The 18,286-nt window shown below is 58.9% G+C and carries 19 protein-coding genes; 14 read left to right on the top strand and 5 right to left on the bottom strand.

The annotated features are described in order from the left end of the window. The first annotated feature begins 82 nt into the window (after positions 1-82). Complete coding sequence (locus KYK83_RS05095; RefSeq protein ID WP_103023413.1) at positions 83-313, top strand: DUF4170 domain-containing protein; 231 nt, start codon at positions 83-85, stop codon at positions 311-313. A 138-nt stretch (positions 314-451) separates the two neighbouring features. Here KYK83_RS05095 and greA read toward each other — a convergent pair whose 3' ends face one another. The 3 genes from greA to carA all read right to left on the bottom strand — a co-directional run bounded on the left by greA (position 452) and on the right by carA (position 5,628). Then, positions 452-919 carry a transcription elongation factor GreA gene (gene greA, locus KYK83_RS05090; RefSeq protein ID WP_103023412.1) on the bottom strand — a complete coding sequence of 156 codons (468 nt, stop codon included), beginning with the start codon at positions 917-919 and terminating at the stop codon, positions 452-454. 112 nt (positions 920-1,031) lie between these two features. Continuing rightward, a complete protein-coding gene (carB, locus tag KYK83_RS05085) occupies positions 1,032-4,355 on the bottom strand; it encodes a carbamoyl-phosphate synthase large subunit (protein WP_222827410.1) in 3,324 nt (1,107 codons plus the stop codon). A 94-nt stretch (positions 4,356-4,449) separates the two neighbouring features. Further along, on the bottom strand, positions 4,450-5,628 hold the full coding sequence (gene carA / locus KYK83_RS05080) for a glutamine-hydrolyzing carbamoyl-phosphate synthase small subunit (protein WP_222827409.1): 1,179 nt from the start codon (positions 5,626-5,628) through the stop codon (positions 4,450-4,452). 149 nt (positions 5,629-5,777) lie between these two features. Between carA and KYK83_RS05075 the strand changes: the two genes are divergently transcribed. The 11 genes from KYK83_RS05075 (at position 5,778) to KYK83_RS05025 (ending at position 16,105) form a co-directional block, all read left to right on the top strand. Next, complete coding sequence (locus KYK83_RS05075; RefSeq protein WP_222827408.1) at positions 5,778-6,230, top strand: GatB/YqeY domain-containing protein; 453 nt, start codon at positions 5,778-5,780, stop codon at positions 6,228-6,230. Next, positions 6,227-6,919, top strand: a complete 693-nt coding sequence (locus KYK83_RS05070) for a hypothetical protein (protein ID WP_222827407.1) — start codon at positions 6,227-6,229, stop codon at positions 6,917-6,919. Before KYK83_RS05075 ends, KYK83_RS05070 begins: the two co-directional genes overlap by 4 nt. A 36-nt stretch (positions 6,920-6,955) precedes the next feature. After that, positions 6,956-8,812, top strand: a complete 1,857-nt coding sequence (gene dnaG / locus KYK83_RS05065) for a DNA primase (RefSeq protein WP_222827406.1) — start codon at positions 6,956-6,958, stop codon at positions 8,810-8,812. A 52-nt stretch (positions 8,813-8,864) separates the two neighbouring features. Then, the gene (gene rpoD / locus KYK83_RS05060) at positions 8,865-10,886 is read left to right on the top strand and encodes an RNA polymerase sigma factor RpoD (protein WP_103023406.1); all 2,022 of its coding nucleotides are present in this window, start codon (positions 8,865-8,867) and stop codon (positions 10,884-10,886) included. A gap of 166 nt (positions 10,887-11,052) precedes the next feature. Then, a complete protein-coding gene (locus KYK83_RS05055; protein WP_222827405.1) occupies positions 11,053-12,468 on the top strand; it encodes a sensor histidine kinase in 1,416 nt (471 codons plus the stop codon). Then, positions 12,465-12,830, top strand: a complete 366-nt coding sequence (locus KYK83_RS05050) for a response regulator (RefSeq protein ID WP_222827404.1) — start codon at positions 12,465-12,467, stop codon at positions 12,828-12,830. The genes KYK83_RS05055 and KYK83_RS05050 overlap by 4 nt, the downstream gene beginning before the upstream one ends. A gap of 100 nt (positions 12,831-12,930) precedes the next feature. Further along, a complete protein-coding gene (gene rpiB, locus KYK83_RS05045; protein WP_222827403.1) occupies positions 12,931-13,368 on the top strand; it encodes a ribose 5-phosphate isomerase B in 438 nt (145 codons plus the stop codon). A 37-nt stretch (positions 13,369-13,405) separates the two neighbouring features. Next, positions 13,406-14,683: a serine hydroxymethyltransferase gene (gene glyA, locus KYK83_RS05040; protein ID WP_222827450.1), complete on the top strand. Its 1,278-nt coding sequence runs from the start codon at positions 13,406-13,408 to the stop codon at positions 14,681-14,683. A gap of 11 nt (positions 14,684-14,694) precedes the next feature. Continuing rightward, positions 14,695-14,919, top strand: coding sequence for a hypothetical protein (locus KYK83_RS05035; RefSeq protein WP_173829994.1), 225 nt, complete (start codon positions 14,695-14,697; stop codon positions 14,917-14,919). Beyond that, positions 14,920-15,390 (top strand): transcriptional regulator NrdR, encoded by a 471-nt coding sequence (gene nrdR / locus KYK83_RS05030; RefSeq protein ID WP_222827402.1) that lies wholly within the window; start codon positions 14,920-14,922, stop codon positions 15,388-15,390. It begins immediately after the preceding gene. Beyond that, the gene (locus KYK83_RS05025) at positions 15,377-16,105 is read left to right on the top strand and encodes an RNA methyltransferase (RefSeq protein ID WP_222827401.1); all 729 of its coding nucleotides are present in this window, start codon (positions 15,377-15,379) and stop codon (positions 16,103-16,105) included. The genes nrdR and KYK83_RS05025 overlap by 14 nt, the downstream gene beginning before the upstream one ends. Here the strand turns inward: KYK83_RS05025 and KYK83_RS05020 are convergent. After that, positions 16,095-16,406 carry a chorismate mutase gene (locus tag KYK83_RS05020; protein ID WP_103023399.1) on the bottom strand — a complete coding sequence of 104 codons (312 nt, stop codon included), beginning with the start codon at positions 16,404-16,406 and terminating at the stop codon, positions 16,095-16,097. The two genes, KYK83_RS05025 and KYK83_RS05020, sit on opposite strands and share 11 nt — an antisense overlap. Before the next feature lie 206 nt (positions 16,407-16,612). On the opposite strand from KYK83_RS05020, the gene rpsD reads away from it, so the two are divergent. Further along, positions 16,613-17,227 carry a 30S ribosomal protein S4 gene (gene rpsD, locus KYK83_RS05015; protein WP_103023398.1) on the top strand — a complete coding sequence of 205 codons (615 nt, stop codon included), beginning with the start codon at positions 16,613-16,615 and terminating at the stop codon, positions 17,225-17,227. A 120-nt stretch (positions 17,228-17,347) separates the two neighbouring features. Next, positions 17,348-17,518 (top strand): hypothetical protein, encoded by a 171-nt coding sequence (locus KYK83_RS05010; protein WP_173829991.1) that lies wholly within the window; start codon positions 17,348-17,350, stop codon positions 17,516-17,518. 4 nt (positions 17,519-17,522) lie between these two features. Here the strand turns inward: KYK83_RS05010 and KYK83_RS05005 are convergent, their stop codons facing one another. Beyond that, complete coding sequence (locus KYK83_RS05005; protein ID WP_222827400.1) at positions 17,523-18,284, bottom strand: M50 family metallopeptidase; 762 nt, start codon at positions 18,282-18,284, stop codon at positions 17,523-17,525. Between the last annotated feature and the right edge of the window lie 2 nt (positions 18,285-18,286).

Raw genomic sequence — 18,286 nt, 5'->3', positions numbered from 1 at the left:
GAGCGGCGCGACAGGCTTGCCTGTGGCGCCGCTTTCGCTATGTGGCGCAACCATCCTCCCTCCCCATCGAGAAAGTCAGAACATGGAAGAAAAAGAGAGCAAACAGGCGCTCTATCTGGTCATGGGCGGCCGGGTCACCGATCCCCGCAACGTAACCTTCAGCGATCCGGAAAGCATTCACGTTGCCGGCGTGTTCAGCAGCTATGAAAATGCCGTGGAAGCGTGGCGCTCGAACGCCCAGCGCACGGTCGACGATGCGGAAATGAAATACGTCATCGTCCACCTTCACAAACTGCTCGATCCGGAAGCCTGATCAGGCAGACGGGCCGTAAGAACCCAATCCCGCCCAGCTCGCGAGCGGGCGGGACGGTTACAGTCGAATATCGAGAGTTCACCATCGCCCACCTGCATCGGGCTTCCCCGATTTGCAGTTGGGCGACGGAAAATCTCGTCAGATGAACTCGATCTTGTCGATCAGGTAGAACTTGTCGCCGGAAGGTACGGTCACTTCGACCTCTTCTTCGAGCTGCTTGCCGATCAGCGCACGGCCGATCGGTGAATTGTAGCTGATCCGGCCCTTTGCGGCGTCGGCTTCTGTCTGGCCGACGATCTGGTACCGCACCGGCTTGTCGTTCTCGTCCAGCAGGGTGACGGTCGCCCCGAAGATAACCTTGTCGCCCGACAGCGTCGTCGGATCGATGATCTGCGCGCGGCTGATCTTGTCTTCAAGGTCGCCGATCATGGCCTCGACCTGACCCTGGCGCTCCTTGGCAGCGTGGTACTCGGCGTTTTCCGACAGGTCGCCATGCGCCCGAGCTTCCTCGATCGCGTCGACGATCAGCGGTCGTTCCGCCCGCAGGGCTTTGAGATCTGCCGTGAGCTTTTCATAACCCTCGGCCAGCATCGGCACTTTTTCCATAGGACCCCTTGCCCTTCCTGTTCATGCTCACCCTCGGGACAATTCAAACCCGGTCCGCCGATTTGCGGAACCCAGGCGGTTCGAATGTGTGGAGGAGCAGGCGTATTCTTCGTCAGCTATAATAGTCTTGCAATGAACGCACTTCAAGCTGGTCCGGCGAAACCTCTGCTATCGCCTGCGCAACGGCGAGCGAGGCAGCGGCCGTCGTATAGTATGGCAGCTTCTTTTCCAGCGCCGCCTCGCGGATGGATTTGCTGTCCAGCAGCGACTGCCAGCCTTCGGTGGTGTTGAAGATCAACTGGACTTCGCCATCGATGATCGCATCCACAATGTGGGGGCGTCCCTCGGCCACCTTGTTGACCAGCTCGACCTTAAGCCCCTGGTCGGCGAGGTAGCGCTCGGTCCCGCCGGTTGCGATGACGCGGAAACCCTTGTCCAGCAAGGTCTGCACCGCCGGCACGATAAACGCCTTGTCGCTGTCCTTCACCGATACGAACAGCGTCCCCGACTGCGGCGGCTTCATTCCCGCCCCCAGCTGCGATTTAAGGAAAGCAGCCGCGAAACTGCGGTCGATCCCCATAACTTCGCCGGTCGATTTCATTTCCGGTGACAGTACCGGATCGGCACCGGGGAAACGTGCGAACGGGAATACCGCCTCTTTCACTGCCATGTGATTGGGGTTGAGGTCGAACGGCTCGAAACTGGTCAGTGGCTGGCCTGCCATGACCAGTGCCGCCACTTTGGCGATTGGGCGACCGATGGCCTTGGCCACGAATGGCACGGTACGGCTGGCGCGCGGGTTCACCTCGATCAGATAGACCTCGCCCTCCTTTACCGCGAACTGCACGTTCATCAGACCGCGGACCTGCAACGCCCTGGCTAGGTCGATCGCCTGACGTTCCATTTCGGCGATGATGTCGCCGGAAAGGCTATAAGGCGGGAGGGTGCAGGCACTGTCGCCGGAATGCACGCCTGCTTCCTCGATATGCTGCATCACGCCCGCAATGCGGACCTCTTCGCCGTCCGACACCACGTCGACATCGCATTCGATGGCGTCGCGCAGATACTGGTCGACCAGCACCGGGCTGTCGCCCGACACATTGACGGCGGTGTTGATGTAATCGTCCAGCTGCGCTTCGCTGTCGACGATTTCCATCGCCCTTCCCCCCAATACGTAACTGGGGCGCAGCAGCACCGGATAGCCGATGCGCGCGGCAACGGCTGCCGCCTCATCACGGCTCTTGGCGATGCCGTTCATCGGCTGCTTCAGCTTCAGATTGTTGACCAGCTTGGCAAAGCGCTCGCGGTCCTCGGCAAGATCGATCGCGTCCGGTGATGTCCCCAGGATCGGGATGCCTTCGCGTTCCAGCGCGGCGGCCAGTTTCAGCGGGGTCTGACCGCCGAACTGGACGATCACGCCCACGACTTCACCCTTGGACATTTCGACGCGCATGATTTCCAGCACGTCTTCTTCGGTCAGCGGCTCGAAATAGAGCCGGTCGGACGTATCGTAATCGGTCGAAACCGTTTCCGGGTTGCAGTTGACCATGATGGTCTCGAACCCGGCTTCTGCCAGCGCGAAACACGCGTGGACGCAGCAGTAATCGAATTCGATACCCTGCCCGATGCGGTTCGGCCCGCCGCCCAGAATGACGATCTTCTTGCGGTCGCTCGGATCGGCCTCGTCTTCCGCCTCGCCAAAGCTCGGGGCTTCGTAGGTCGAATACATGTAGGGCGTGATCGCCTCGAATTCGGCAGCACAGCTGTCGATCCGCTTGAACACGGGATAGACGCCCAGCTTGCGACGTAGCTTGCGAACTTCTTCCTCGCTCGTCGCGCCCGCCATGGCGCGCAGCGCGTCATGCAGCAGGCCGGAACGCTTCGCCTGCGTTTCGCCGAGCCCACCTGCGACGCCCACCGACCGTACGGCCAGCGTGGCAAGCCGCTTGTCGGAAAAGCCCATCGCCTTCAGGCGGCGCATTTCGGCCGCATCATTGGGCAAGCCATTGTGGCCGATCATCTTTTCTTCATAGATGATTGCCTCGATCTGGCGCAGGAACCATGGATCGAAACCGGTGATCTTGGCGATCTCCTCGACCGTGAAATCCTCACGGAAAGCCTGGGCGATCTTGAGAATGCGGTCCGGCGTGCGCTTGGAAAGCGATGCGATCACGATCTCGCGGCTCAGCCCTTCGAACTCGGTGATCCGGTTGAACCCGTCCAGCCCGGTTTCCAGACCGCGCAGCGCCTTCTGCATGCTCTCGGCAAAGCACCGCCCGATCGCCATGACTTCGCCGACCGACTTCATCGCGGTCGACAGCTCGTTCTTAGAGCCCTTGAACTTTTCGAAGGCAAAGCGCGGAATCTTCGTCACGACGTAGTCGATCGTCGGCTCGAAGCTTGCCGGCGTTGCGCCGGTGATCTCGTTCTGGATCTCGTCCAGCGTGTAACCGACAGCCAGCTTGGCTGCGACGCGCGCGATCGGAAAGCCGGTGGCCTTCGAAGCCAGCGCCGAACTGCGCGATACGCGCGGGTTCATCTCGATCACGATCAGGCGGCCATCCTGCGGATTGACTGCGAACTGTACGTTCGAACCGCCTGTTTCCACACCGATTTCGCGCAGCACTTCGATGCTGGCGGTGCGCATGATCTGGTATTCCTTGTCGGTCAGCGTCAGCGCCGGTGCGACAGTGATGGAATCGCCCGTATGCACGCCCATCGGATCGACATTCTCGATCGAACAGATGATGATGCAATTGTCCTTGCGGTCGCGCACCACCTCCATTTCGTACTCTTTCCAGCCAAGGAGCGATTCCTCGATCAGGACTTCGGTTGTGGGTGACGCATCCAGACCTTCGCGCACGATACGGTCGAATTCGGCCTTGTTATAGGCGATGCCGCCGCCCGTTCCGCCAAGGGTGAAGCTGGGGCGGATGATGGCGGGCAGGCCGGTGGTTTCCAGCACCGCGAACGCCTCGTCGACCGTATTGGCGACGCCGCTGCGCGCGCTTTCCAGACCGATCTTGTCCATCGCCTCACGGAAGCGCTGGCGGTTCTCGGCCTTGTCGATGGCATCGGCATTGGCGCCGATCATGGTGACGCCGAATTTCTCCAGAACGCCCTGGTTCGCAAGGTCGAGAGCGCAATTCAGCGCCGTCTGCCCACCCATCGTCGGCAGCACTGCGTCGGGCCGCTCCTTCTCGATGATTTTCGCGACGATTTCCGGCGTGATCGGCTCGACATAGGTCGCGTCGGCCATTTCAGGATCGGTCATGATGGTCGCAGGGTTGGAGTTCACCAGGATGACCCGGTAGCCCTCTTCCTTGAGCGCCTTGATCGCCTGCGTGCCCGAATAGTCGAACTCGCACGCCTGGCCGATAATAATGGGACCTGCGCCAATGACGAGGATCGAGGAGATGTCAGTGCGTTTGGGCATTAGATTTTAGCCATATCGTAAAAGGAGACATGCGCAGTGATTGCTCCTGCTGTTTCAGGAGCAGATCCGGGGATGAGGGTTTCGTATCGGCGCCTCATCCCAGCATCCCCACGAACTTCTCGAACAGATAGAAACTGTCCTGTGGGCCGGGGCTGGCCTCGGGATGGTATTGGACACCAAATGCCTTCTTGCCCTTGATGCTGATCCCGCAATTGGTGCCGTCGAACAGCGAGACATGGGTCTGCTCGACATTGTCCGGCAGGGTTTCACCGTCGATGGCGAAGCCGTGGTTCATGCTGGTGATCTCGACGAGGCCTTCGCTCTCGCCCCATTCGCTCCCGACCCGCTGGACGGGGTGGTTGGCGCCGCGATGACCCTGGAACATCTTTGCCGTCTTCGCGCCAGCCGCAATGCCGAGCATTTGATGCCCCAAACAGATACCGAACAACGGTATATCGGCCTCGATCATACGTATGATTGACGGGACTGCGTACTGTCCGGTGGCTGCCGGATCGCCCGGCCCGTTCGACAGAAAAACGCCATCGGGCTCCAGCGCCATGATCTCGTCGAACGAGGTCTTTGCAGGCACGACGGTCACTTTGGCGCCCGCTTTCACGAGGTTTCTGAAGATGTTATCCTTCGCGCCGTAATCGATCGCGACCACGTGGGGCTTGTCGGCATTGCCTTCGCCATAGCCGAAACCAAGCTGCCAGTGCCCGCCGGTCCAGTTTTCCTGCCCATCCCGCGTCACACCCGGAACAAGGTCGAGCCCTTCCAGCCCGCCCCACTCTTCCGCCTGCTTTTTCAAGGCTTTGAGGTCGAATTCTCCGTGCGGATTATGAGCGATAACCGCATTCGGCGCCCCGCTCATCCGGATCCGCCGCGTCAAAGCGCGCGTATCGACGCCGGAAAGCCCGATCTTTCCGTGGGTTACGCACCATTCCACAAACTCGTTCTGCGCGCGGAAGCTTGAATGCGGCGTGATCTCCTGCCGCACCACCAGCCCTACCGCGCCCAGCCCACGGCTCTCGTGATCTTCCTCGTTCGCGCCGACATTGCCGATATGCGGGAAGGTGAACGTCACGATCTGGCTGTCGTAGGAAGGATCGGTCATCACTTCCTGATACCCGGTCATCGCGGTGTTGAAGCAGACTTCGCCCACTGCGTGACCGCTGGCGCCGAAGCCCTTGCCCCAGATTACGGTGCCGTCGCCAAGGACGAGGACTCCGGTCGCGCCTTTGGGTTGCGCGTGCGAAGATGCGGACAGGGCCATGGGCGCTCCGGGTAAAAAGGTTTCCAGCGATGTGTGCTAAGTCCCAGCCGCTAGGGACCGGGACGATTCCCGTCAAGCGGAACACTTGGCATATCGGTGCACTGTTCTAAATGAGTGGCCGAAACCACCTCCAAACACCGGGAATTCCCATGCTGCGCGAAAATATCCAGGCCGAAACCGTCACCGCCATGAAGGCAAAGGACAAGGATCGCACCGCTGCGCTCCGCCTGATCGGGGCAAAGATCAAGGATCGCGATATCGAATTGCGTACGGCCGACAAGAAGCCCGAGGATGACGAACTCGTCACGGACGTCCTGCTGAAAATGGCCAAGCAGCGTCGCGAATCGATCGAGATGTATGAGGACGGAGGACGGCAGGAGCTCGCCGACAAGGAGAAAAGCGAACTCGCAGTGATCGAAGAGTTTCTCCCCACGCAGATGAGCGAGGAAGAAACCCGCGCTGCTATCGCCGAGATCAAAACCGATCTTTCGGCCGAAGGCATGAAAGATATGGGCCGGGTTATGGCAGAACTCAAAAGCCGTCACGGCGCAACGCTGGACATGAGCAAGGCAAGCAGTCTGGTGAAGGAAGCACTTTCATGAAGAACGCCCTCGCCCTCCTATCGATTGGCATGCTGGCAGCCTGCGGGTCTTCTGAACCAGAGCCCGCGCCTACCCCCACACCAACCGTTGCCGCACCGCGCACCCTCGTCGGAGCCGATCTCGATCTGTCCACACTCGGCGCGAAAATCGTCGGCCCGCAAGGCCCTGAGGTTCGCACCGTGCTTAGCGCAGGTAATCGCGAGATCGGTCGCCTCGTCAGCTATGTTGCGTGCCCCGCCGATACGGCTGAATGCAAACTAGGCGGAATGCCTGAGGGGACAGTGTACACATACGTGCACAGCGTGACCCTTACCGATGCAGACGATGGGACGCAGATGGCCGAAACGGACGGTCCTGAGGTGATGGAAAGCGCTCCGACCTTGTTCCGCACGATCCGCAAAGTTTCAGGGTTCAACCAATCGGTCGGTTATTCCACTGCGGAAGCGGAAGCGACGCTTGGCGATCCTGACGCCATCTCGATTACCAACGATAGCGGCAGCCTGATCTGGCGAGTATCGCGCGGTTCAGGTTGGAAACCGGGCGGCACAATGACGTTCTGGTGGCAGTCCACTACGCCACCTCAAGGCCCCGCCGAAGCGTATCTCCTTGAGGTCGATGGCAATCAGGCCATTGCTACCGGCCCCTTCCCGCCAGAAGAAAAGCCTGTGGAGGGCGCCCGCCCGCGCTAGCGGTCTGGGCAGGGCGCGGGTAAGGTCGGAGACCTCATGGCCCTGTCTCCCCAATGGCTTGACGAATTGCGCATGCGGACCACGCTGTCCGCAGTGGTCGGTCGTACCCTTCGGCTGACCAAGGCTGGGCGTGAGTTCAAGGCGTGCTGCCCGTTCCACAACGAGAAAACGCCCAGCTTCTACGTCAATGACGATAAGGGCTTCTACCACTGCTTTGGCTGCGAGGCGCATGGCGATGCCATTCGCTGGATGACCGATCAGAGGGGCATGCCCTTCATGGACGCAGTGAAAGAGCTGGCGGCCGAAGCGGGGATGGAAGTCCCCGCCCCCGACCCCCGAGCAGCCCAGCAAGCGGAGAAGCGCGCCAGCCTCCACGATGTGACCGGCGCCGCTCAAGAATGGTTTGAAGACAAGTTGCGCGGTAGCGACGGGATGCAGGCGCGCAGCTATCTTGGACGCCGAGGATTTACAGATGCCATCATCCGGGAATTCGGATTCGGTTACGCCCCGGAAGATCGGCAGGCCCTAAAGAGTGCTCTCGCCCGGTTCGACGAGCCTATGCTCATAGAGGCCGGAATGCGGATCACCGTCGAGGGCAAGGAACCTTACGACCGGTTTCGCGGTCGTTTGATGCTGCCGATTCACGATACGCGCGGACGAGTGATTGCCTTCGGGGGACGCATTCTCGACAGCGAAGCCAATCCGAATGCTCCGAAATATCTGAACAGTCCCGACACGCCGCTCTTCGACAAGGGTCGCACGCTCTACAACCTTCACCGCGCAGCGCCTGCCGCACGCCAAAGCGGCCGCCTGATCGTAGTCGAGGGTTATATGGATGCGATTGCGTTAGCCAATGCAGGAATTCAGGAGGCGGTTGCCCCGCTGGGCACCGCACTGACCGAGAACCAGATCGAACTGCTCTGGCGACAGGTGGAGCAGCCGATCCTGTGTTTCGATGGGGATAATGCCGGACAACGCGCCGCCATGCGAGCAGTGGCACGGGCTCTTCCCATGCTTCGCCCCGCCCACTCCCTTTCCATCGTTCGCATGCCTGCCGGTTTGGATCCCGACGATCTGATACGGGAGAAAGGCGTCGCGGCGCTCGAGGAGCTTCTGGGTCAGCCTTCCAGTCTGCTCGACACCCTCTGGGACTTCGAAAAAGCCGCTTCACCGCTCAATTCACCGGAAGACAAGGCGGGCTTCAAGGCGCGCCTCCTTGAGCACGTTGAGAACATCCAGCACCCCGACATTCGTGCACTCTACAAGCGCGAACTGCTCGAACGCTTCTCTACATTTGCCTTCCCACCTCGCCCGCAGCGCGAATTTCGTCAACGCAGCGACTGGAAGAAGGGGCAGTTCAAACAGCCCGCGCCAACGCTTTCGCCGAATGCCCGCGATCGCCTTACCCGAGCGATGACCGGAGGTGCCCGCGATGCCTTGACCCGGGCTGTGATTGCCGGCCTGGTGAAGTTCCCGGATCAGATACTGCGACACGAGGAAGCCTTGTCCGATCTGGCCAGACGTGATCAAAATGTCGGTCCCGCGCTCGATTCATTGGTAGAAGCCGCCGAAACGCTTGATTTGTCCGCACGATCGACCATATCGCTGGAACGAGGCCTTCCCGCCCCACCGGAAAAAACATCATTCGCCTTCCTTCATGAAGGCACCGACCCGGTTGATGCGCGCGAGGATCTGGCCGAGGCCGTGTCTTTGCTGGTCGAAAGACCTGCGCTTGAGGCTGCGCTTTCCGCAGCCACTGCGCGTTTCGAACGTGACCCGGAAGGCTCCATCGCCGAACAGGCCCGATTGCGTGAGCGATTACTGGCCCTTAACGAGCGGTTGAAGCGTTTCGGTCGCAAGAAGGCAGCTGCAGACGGCGAATCGGATTCATGATCCCCGCGGTTACGCGACCCGCGGGCAAGAGTAGACTGGACTGAATTACCTTATGGCCACCAAGTCGAAGACCAAGGACGATGGCGATGCTCCCCTGATCGACCTCAATGAGGCATCGGTGAAGAAGCTCATCGCGAAGGCGAAGAAGAAGGGCTACGTCACTTATGACGAGCTCAACGACGCTTTGCCGCAGGGTGAGATGAGCTCCGATCAGATCGAAGACATCCAGTCCGCTCTGTCAGACATGGGTGTGCAGATCGTCGAAAGCGACGAAGATGCCGAGGCTGCCGCTGAAGAAGCGGACGAGGTCGAGGAAATCACGACTGACACTAAAAAGGACAGCAAGGCTGCGGCCAAGCCTGCTGCCAAAAAGACCGCAACCGGAGAACGCACGGACGATCCGGTGCGCATGTATCTGCGCGAAATGGGTGCGGTCGAACTGCTCAGCCGTGAAGGTGAAATCGCCATCGCCAAGCGGATCGAAGCCGGGCGCGACATGATGATCATGGGCTTGTGCCAGTCTCCGATCACCTTCCACGCGATCATCCAATGGTCGGAAGCCCTGAATGCCGAGGAAATGCAGCTACGCGAGATTCTCGATCTCGATGCCATGCTGTCGAAGGAACCCCCGGCCGACAAGCTGAACGACGACGCCGAAGACGATGACGATGACGGTGAAATCTCCGAAGAGACCGCCGGTCCGACCATCCGTGATGATGACGAGGATGAGGACGACGATTCCAATTCCGACGACGAAGATGGCGAAGAAGGTTCGTCCAAGAGCGACGATGACGAGGAAGAGGACAACACCATGTCCCTTGCTCAGATGGAAGCCGCGCTCAAGCCGGACGCCATCGAGCGCTTTGCTCGGATCACCGATCTGTTCGGAAAGTTCGAGAAGCTCCAGAAGGAACGCGTCGATGTGATGGCCCGCGGCGAGGCGTTCACGCCTGCCAAGGAGAAGAAATACGAGGCGCTTTCCGAGCAGCTTACGGCTGAAGTCGAGAGCGTTCAGTTCCACGCGACCAAGATCGAATTTCTGGTCGATAATCTTTACGCCTTCAATCGCCGCCTGACCGCTTTGGGTGGGCAGATGCTTCGCCTTGCCGAACGCCACAAAGTGAAGCGTATCGATTTTCTCGATGCCTACATCGGCAATGAACTGGACGATAACTGGCTCACCGATCGCGCTAAGAAGGACAAGAAATGGGCAGCCTTCGCCGAGAAGGAAGCCGATGCGGTCGAGCGAATCCGCGCCGAGATTTCCGACATTGCCGGCCAGACTGGCATGGCACTCGAGGAATTCCGCCGGATCGTTAACATGGTCCAGAAAGGCGAGCGCGAGGCGCGTATCGCCAAGAAGGAAATGGTTGAGGCGAACCTGCGCCTTGTGATCTCGATTGCCAAGAAATACACCAATCGCGGTCTGCAATTCCTCGACCTTATCCAGGAAGGCAACATCGGCCTGATGAAGGCGGTCGACAAGTTCGAATACCGCCGCGGATACAAGTTCAGCACTTACGCAACCTGGTGGATTCGCCAGGCAATCACGCGTTCGATTGCCGATCAGGCGCGGACCATCCGTATCCCGGTCCACATGATCGAGACGATCAACAAGCTGGTCCGCTGCAGCCGTCAGTTCCTGCACGATCAGGGACGCGAGCCGACACCTGAAGAGATGGCCGAGAAGCTTTCCATGCCACTTGAAAAGGTGCGCAAGGTCATGAAGATCGCGAAAGAGCCGATCAGTCTCGAAACACCGATCGGTGACGAGGAAGATTCGCATCTCGGCGATTTCATCGAGGACAAGAACGCGATTATTCCGGTCGACGCGGCGATCCAGGCCAACCTCAAGGAAACGGTCACCCGCGTTCTTGCCAGCCTTACGCCGCGTGAAGAGCGCGTTCTGCGCATGCGCTTCGGGATCGGTATGAATACGGACCACACGCTCGAGGAAGTGGGCCAGCAATTCTCGGTCACGCGTGAACGTATTCGTCAGATTGAAGCCAAGGCGCTCCGCAAACTCAAGCATCCCAGCCGGAGCAGAAAGATGCGCTCTTTCCTCGACCAGTAATACATATCCGCGTCAGGCAGCGGAGTGACCGAAATGTCACATAGCGGAATCCGCTGCCTGTCCCCCGGAACGGACTTTCTTTCCAAGCTTTTCCTTACTCAGTTGGATAGGTGAGCCAAATCCAGGTTCCCGATCCAGTTAGAAAAGCTGCTATTCCGGGGCACGCATGAACTTAGATTTCGAGAGTGTGCTTGCGCGCTCTCCCAACCCTTATGTTATTCTCGATGCATCTCTGGTCATTCAGTGGGCAAATGCAGCCTATCTGAGCGCCACGGAAAGCCGATGGGATGAGATCAAGCAGCGGGGAATGTTCGAAGCCTTCCCGAGCGAAGGTGAAAGTTATCGCCAGTTGAAGTCGTCTTTCGATCGAGTCCTCGAGACCGGCGAAGCTGACGAAATCGCTCGAATCCCTTATAATATTCCAAACGCCCAAGGCGGCTTTGACACCCATATATGGAGCGCCACTCACACGCCTTTTCTCGACGACAATGGCGATGTCGAATACATTCTCCAGCATACGGTTCGCATCACGGGATTGGAGCAATCGGGCTCGGAGCGCGACGCTGCCAGCGTCGCCCGGCGCGCCGAAGCGGTAGAGGAACGTTATCGGGGGGCCAGCAAGGAACTGGATCGATTCCGTTCCCTGCTCGAACAAGCACCAGGGTTCGTAGCGGTGCTGAGTGGACGTGAGCATCGATTTGTAATGGCGAATGCTGCGTATCGTCAGCTTGTCGGTCAGCGCAAGCTGGTTGGCAAAACGGTGCCGGAAGCGCTGCCGGAAGTTGTCGATCAGGGGTTCATCCAGTTGCTCGACGACGTGCTCGACAAGAACGAACCATACTTCGGCAAGAAAGAAAGGATCCTCCTGAATTCGGGCAAGGACGGAGAACTTGAGGCCCGGTTTCTCGAGTTCATCTACCAACCGATCCACGGTGGAGACGACTTCGAAGGCATTCTGGTTCAAGGCCACGATGTAACAGAAGAAGTGGCCTTTGAAGAACACCAGCGCATTTTGATCAATGAGCTCAACCACAGGGTCAAGAACACCCTTGCGGTCGTCCAAGGACTCGCAAAACAGTCTTTTCGCTCGGAGCCGGGTTCGACTGGAATAGACGCATTCTCCAATCGTCTCGCAGCTTTGGCGAGCGCGCATAATCTTCTGACCGAGCGAAGTTGGGAAGCTGCCGATCTGGAATCGATCGTCATAGGATCGCTGGCAGCCACCGTAGGCTCAGATTCGTCGCGATACTCGCTCACAGGACCGAAAGTTGTTCTGGCTCCTCAAACTGCGGTTACGCTTTCGATGGTAGTGCACGAACTATGCACGAACGCCTTGAAATACGGTGCGTTGAGCGAGCCAGCCGGCTTCGTCGAGATCACTTGGCGGACGCAACCTACTGAGACAGATGGCACCTTGCTCATATTCGAATGGAGTGAACATGACGGACCGGTCGTAGTGGAGCCCCAAACCAGCGGTTTTGGATCACGACTGGTCAAGCGAGGTCTTGGAAGCCCGGACAGTCGCACGACCTTGGAATATCGAGCCAGCGGCCTCTATTGCCGGATTGAGGGCAAAGTATGAGCTTGAACGGGAAACATATCCTGGTGCTCGAAGACGAGCCGATCATCGCATTCGCTCTGGAAGACATGCTGATCGAGGAAGGCGCCACGGTTTCGGTTTTCAGTTCGATCGAGCAGGCGCGCGAGGGCCGAGCAAACGAAACGTTCGATTATGCAATCCTCGATGTGAACCTGCATGGCTCAAAGAGTTATCCGCTGGCTTACGAGCTGAAGGCTGATGACATCCCTTTCGCATTTGCAACGGGGTACGGAGATGCAGAGCACCCAAAGGAGCTTGTGAATTCTGTGACGATCACAAAGCCATATTCGATCGTCCAAATAAGAGCGGCAATCGAAAGTCTGGAAAGCGCCAGCGACCGATAAGTTTCCGGTTGCATGCCAAAGTAATCCCTACGCATCCGCTCGATCGATAATGGGATCAAGGGGGTCGCGCGAATCGAAGGCAATGCCTATGTGCTCCCCCATGCGTATAGCTATAGCCTCCGACCACGCTGCAATCGACCTAAAGACAGAATTGCGCGAATGGTTGATCGAACAGGGCCACGAAGTGGCGGATCTCGGGCCAGACACCGGCGATAGCGTCGATTACCCTGACTACGGCTACAAGCTTGCTAATGTGCTTGCTGACGGCACTGCGGAACGTGGCGTGGCGCTCTGCGGCTCCGGCATTGGTATTTCCATGAGCGTCAATCGCAATCCATCGGTTCGCTGTGCGCTTGTCTCGGAACCACTCTCGGCTGCACTTTCACGCGAACACAATGACGCAAACTGTATTGCGATGGGCGCCCGCCTGACCGGAAGCGACATGGCAAAGGCTTGCCTTACTGCATTTCTCGAAACCGAATTCGCCGGCGGTCGCCACCAGCGCCGCGTCGACAAGCTTTCCAAACCGGAGATCTGATTTGGCTACCAAGCCCGCCAATACCGACCGCGACCCTATGGATCGTTTCTGGCACGACACCCTTGCCGAGGCAGATCCAGAAATTCATGATGCAATCCGCAATGAACTGGCGCGTCAGCAGGACAAGATCGAGCTTATAGCGTCCGAAAACATCGCCTCGAGCGCCGTTCTCGAAGCAACCGGATCAGTATTCACGAACAAATATGCTGAAGGCTATCCCGGCAAGCGCTATTACGGCGGCTGCGATTATGCCGATGTAATCGAAACACTCGCCATCGAGCGCGCCAAGAAGCTGTTCGGCTGTGGTTTCGCCAATGTTCAGCCCAATTCAGGCAGCCAGATGAACCAGGCGGTATTTCTTGCGCTGCTCCAGCCTGGCGATACGTTCATGGGGCTCGACCTAAATTCGGGCGGCCACCTGACCCATGGTTCTCCGGTCAACATGAGCGGCAAGTGGTTCAATCCTGTCAGCTACGGTGTTCGGAAGGACGATGAACTGATCGACATGGATGAGGTTATGGCGATTGCCAAAGCCAACAAGCCGAAGCTCATCATTGCAGGCGGAACGGCCTATTCCCGCGTCTGGGACTGGAAGGCTTTCCGCAAGGTGGCCGACGAGGTCGGCGCGTATCTCATGGTAGATATGAGCCACATTTCCGGACTGGTCGCTGGCGGCGCGCATCCCTCCCCCTTCCCCCATGCCCATGTCGTCACGACAACCACTCACAAGAGCTTGCGTGGTCCGCGCTCCGGCGTGATCCTTTGGGATGACGACGACCTGACCAAGCCATTCAACATGGCGGTCTTCCCCGGTATGCAGGGTGGGCCGCTGATGCATGTGGTTGCGGCGAAGGCCGTCGCGTTCGGCGAAGCTCTGCGTCCGGATTTCAAAGACTATGCCAAGCGCGTTGTCGAGAACGCCCGCGCCCTGGCCGAAGGGATCGAAGCCAACGGCCTGCGTGTCGTTTCCGGGGGTACGGACAATCACTCCATGCTCGTTGACCTAACGGCCATGGACGTGACCGGAAAATCTGCAGAAGCCGGCCTCGATCGAGCATGGCTGACCTGCAACAAGAACGGCATTCCATACGATACGCGCAGCCCTTTTGTTACGAGCGGCATCCGCCTCGGCACTCCGGCGGGCACGACGCGCGGATTTGGCCCCGACGAGTTCCGCCAGATTGGGGCTCTTATCTGTCAGGTAGTCGAAGGGCTCTCGCGCAATGGTCCGGAAGGCGACGGGCAGGTCGAAGAGCAGGTGCGTGGCAAGGTTGCCGAACTCTGCGCTGACTTCCCCGTCTACCCCGGCCGCTAAGGAGACGAATGATGGATAACAAAGAACCGCAGCATCAAGACCACGATCTTGTTTCGGATGCCGGCGCAGAGATCAAGGGAATGGCGAAGCAGGGGCTGAACCATCCGTCGACTAAACCAGTGCTGACCGGCGCGGCAGTCGGCGCGATCGCGGCGGGTATATTGCCGGTGGTGACTTGGCCCCTCGGTCTGGTCGCGGGCGCCGGCTTCATGCTCTACAAACGCCTCCGGCCGTAAATGCGTTGCCCATTTTGTGCGCATGACGACAGCCAGGTAAAGGACAGTCGTCCGACCGAGGATTCGACCTCGATCCGGCGGCGTCGCCAGTGCTCCAGCTGCGGCGCGCGGTTTACCACTTTCGAACGCGTGCAATTACGCGAAGTGACGGTGGTCAAAAGCGGCGACCGTCGCCAGCCCTTCGAACGCAGCAAGCTAGAACAATCGATTTCGCTGGCCTGCCGCAAGCGCGATGTTCCGCAAGAACGGATCGACCAGCTCGTCAGCGGCATCCAGCGGCAGGTCGAAACTGCCGGCGAACCAGAAATCCCATCCAAACGTATCGGCGAGATGGTTATGGATGGACTGCGCGGACTGGACAGCGTCGCATATATCCGGTTCGCCTCGGTCTATCGCGATTTCAGCGAAGCCCGGGATTTTGAAGAATTCGCAAGTACCGTGCAGGAAGCGGCAGCCAATGAACGGGGCTGACGCCAGAAAGCCGATCATCGTCCTCGTGCGCCCGCAACTCGGCGAGAATATCGGCAAGGCCGCGCGTGCCATGCTCAACTTCGGCCTCACGGAAATGCGCTTGGTCGAGCCGCGCGATGGCTGGCCCAACCCGTCGGCTGGTCCGTCCGCGTCGGGCGCGGACATCGTGCTGGAAGGTGCAAGGGTTTTTGGATCGACTGCCGATGCGGTGGCGGATTGCGCGCATGTCTACGCCACCACCGTTCGCAAACGGGGCGTTACGAAACCTGTCGTCACGCCCGAGCAAGCCAGTCAGGAAATTGCCGTCGCGCAAGGCCGCAGTGCAATCCTGTTCGGACCAGAGCGGTCCGGGCTGGAAACCGAGGATGTAGCGCTCGCGCGTGCTATCTTGACGGTGCCGATCAATCCAGAGTTCGGGTCGCTCAACCTCGCGCAGGCGGTGATCCTGTGTGCCTACGAATGGTCCAAGCATGAAACCTTGGTACAACCGACCCAGGAAGAGCTCTTGCCCCCTGCCCCACAGGAAGAGCTTGATGGCCTGATCGCACATTTGGAAAGCATGCTGGAGCCAAAAGGGTATTTTCGTCCGGAAGCCCGCGCCGAAGCTACCCAGCGCACATTACGTGGCGTGTTGACGAAGCCTGCCTGGAACCACCTCGAAGTCCGTACCCTGAGAGGTGTACTGTCGTCACTTCAACGCGAACCTAAGCCCTGATCCTGTCCCATTCCTCCATTTCGTAGGCAATGGAGGTTTCGACCAGATCGTCCCACATCCGCGCGAGCTCATCAGCCGGAAGCGCGCGGTTTTCTGCATCAGCGCGGGCGTTCTCGATCACCTCGGCCTTACGCCCTTCGTCGCGAACGACATTGCGATCCGTCTTGATCCGTGCAGCAGCTCGCATGTAACCAAACCGGCGATCGAGCAGTTCCATCAGTTCGCGGTCAGTCGTGTCCACTCCAATTCGCACCTCGCGCATGTCGGTGCAATCTTCCGGCAGTTTGAAATCGTCCTTCATGGTGCTGCGCAGTGCCGCGCTTGAACCGACTTGTCGAGCGCCTATCTTGCTGCTTGACGCGCTGCACAATTTTGCTACGAGCGCGCCTTCACAAATTGGCTCTGCACCCCGGTGAAGCGGAAGCCGCGTCAACCTCGAGGTTGACGGTGTGATGCCGGGTTAAATGGCCGCCACTGGGGCGGTCCAGCAAATTGAAGGAACTATTTATGACGAAGCGCACAAGCGCCAAGTACAAACTCGACCGCCGGATGGGTGAAAACATCTGGGGTCGTCCGAATTCCCCGGTCAACAAGCGTTCGTACGGCCCCGGCCAGCATGGCCAGCGTCGCAAGAGCAAGATGAGCGACTTCGGTCTGCAGCTTCGCGCCAAGCAGAAGCTCAAGGGCTACTACGGCGACGTAACGGAAAAGCAGTTCAAGCGCACCTACAAGGAAGCGTCGGCCATGAAGGGCGACACCGGTCAGAACCTGATCGGCCTGCTCGAACAGCGCCTCGACATGGTCGTTTACCGCGCCAAGTTCGCACCGACCATCTTCGCCGCCCGCCAGATCGTTAGCCACGGCCACATCTACCTCAACGGCGTGAAGACCAACATCGCTTCGGCGCGTGTGAAGGTTGGCGACGTGGTCAGCCTCGGCAGCAAAGCCAAGGAAATGGCTTTGGTCATCGAAGCACAGAGCCTTCCCGAGCGTGAAATTCCCGATTATGTCGCGCCCGATGGTAACGACAAGGTGACTTTCACTCGCGTACCGAAGCTTGATGAAGTGCCCTATCCGGTGACCATGGAACCGAACCTGGTCGTCGAGTTCTACTCGCGCTGATCCTTTGGTTCATCGATATACGGAAAGGGCGGCCTCAGGGCCGCCTTTTTTGTATCAATTCACCGCATTTTCAAAGCCTTGGCAGGAACGCGGAAGGTGATTGGCGGTTCAGTTTTTACTATGACTCAATACCGCTTCATCACGCCCAATCGTCGCGGCAAATGGTACGATAGCCTCAACGATGCGCAGGCGCGTGCGAATGTTATTGGTGCAGGCTTTTTGGACAGTGCCGGCACGTTCGTCCCGTATCGCGGGACGATACTGGAAATGCGCGAAAAAGAGCGGGTCTAGCTACCTACGTCCGGCCGGCAATCTGCAAGGACTTCCAGACCATTGCCGCAATTGCGATGGTGATAGCCCCGCCCCAGAACCAGTAGGGAAAGATCAACGCTTCCGCGATGCGTCCCGTATCGGATAGGGTAACTTGTCCATCTACTGCGGCGCCTGGACTGAACAGATAATCGATGTCCTGGTAAACGCTGACCGCTCCTTGCACGCCAAGGAACTCGATAGTGATCCTCTGACATTTCCTCGTTGCTCTGGATGCAATCAAGAATGCACCTGCTGCAAAGAGCGGCAGCACGATCCAGCCGGCCATAGATCTGACCCAAATCAGGGTGCTCGCGATCAATGCAATCGCCAGGACGAACAACATCACCTTTGTTGCACGGGGTGAGCGCGAAGCAATGATCAAGACGCAGCCCGCGATGGTGGGGCCGAGCAATCCGGAGGCAGCAACGATGGCCTGGCCGATACGCCCAAGGTCGCCAGAGCTTTCTGCAAATCCCGACCCGTTCGCAAAGATGACCAATCGCTCGAATTCAGCTCCAAGTGCAGCCGCCATGAGACCATGCGCCATCTCATGCCACCAGGTGGAAAGCAGCGTAAACGGCATGAGCGCCAACGTACCGATAGCCGTTTGCCACGCAACGATCGTCAAGACTGCAAAGGCGATGATATACGTCTGCTCGCGTTTAACGGCGGGACCACTCGCGCCATCCGCATACGGAAGCCCCCATTGAGCAGAGGTAGGGCGGGTTTGAGGAGGCGTGGCCATCT

This window comes from Qipengyuania pacifica (genome assembly GCF_019857205.1).
Classification (GTDB): Bacteria; Pseudomonadota; Alphaproteobacteria; order Sphingomonadales; family Sphingomonadaceae; genus Qipengyuania; species Qipengyuania pacifica.
This window is presented reverse-complemented; position numbering and strand designations above follow the sequence as displayed.